Consider the following 629-nt stretch of genomic DNA (forward strand, 5'->3'; position numbering starts at 1 on the left):
TGCCCATGGTGCTCGGGGTGGCCGGCTGACCGTGGGTGCGTGACAGCAGCGGCATGTCGCGGTACTCGACGGCCAGGCGCTTGATCTCGGCAATCAGCTTCTCGCAATAAGGCTTGATCACCTCTTCCCGGGCGGTCTTCAGCATCAGGCCGTGGGAGTTGTTGTTGATGTCTTCCGAGGTGCAGGCGAAGTGAATGAATTCGCTGACGGCGGCCAGCTCCGGGTTCACTTCGACTTTTTCTTTGAGGAAGTACTCCACCGCTTTCACATCATGGTTGGTGGTGCGCTCGATCTGTTTGATGCGGGCGGCGTCGCTCTCGTTGAAGTTGAGGACTATGCCGTCAAGCACGGCATTGGCGGCCGCGCTCAGGGCAGGGACTTCCGGGATCCCGGCGTGGCTGGCCAGTTTTTGCAACCAGCGCACCTCGACTTCGACGCGAAAACGCAGCAGACCGAATTCGGAGAAGATAGGGCGCAGGGCATCGGCCTTGTCGCCATAACGACCGTCAATCGGGGAAACGGCAGTCAGCGCGGACAGCTCCATGGGGTGAACTCCTGATGATTGGTGTGGGGGATTCTCATCAACTCGCGCTCCTGTTACGAGACCGTTATCAAGGCTCATGTGCTGC

1 protein-coding gene is annotated in these 629 nt (G+C 59.6%); it reads right to left on the reverse strand.

Annotated features, from left to right (window positions below; all coding sequences use genetic code 11):
• Window positions 1-544: lyase family protein (locus BN1119_RS12140; protein ID WP_041998201.1), on the reverse strand; the 544-nt coding region annotated here is incomplete at its 3' end.
• Between the last annotated feature and the right edge of the window lie 85 nt (window positions 545-629).

Origin of the sequence: Aeromonas bivalvium, from assembly GCF_000819765.1 — a bacterium.
GTDB classification, from domain to species: Bacteria; Pseudomonadota; Gammaproteobacteria; order Enterobacterales; family Aeromonadaceae; genus Aeromonas; species Aeromonas bivalvium.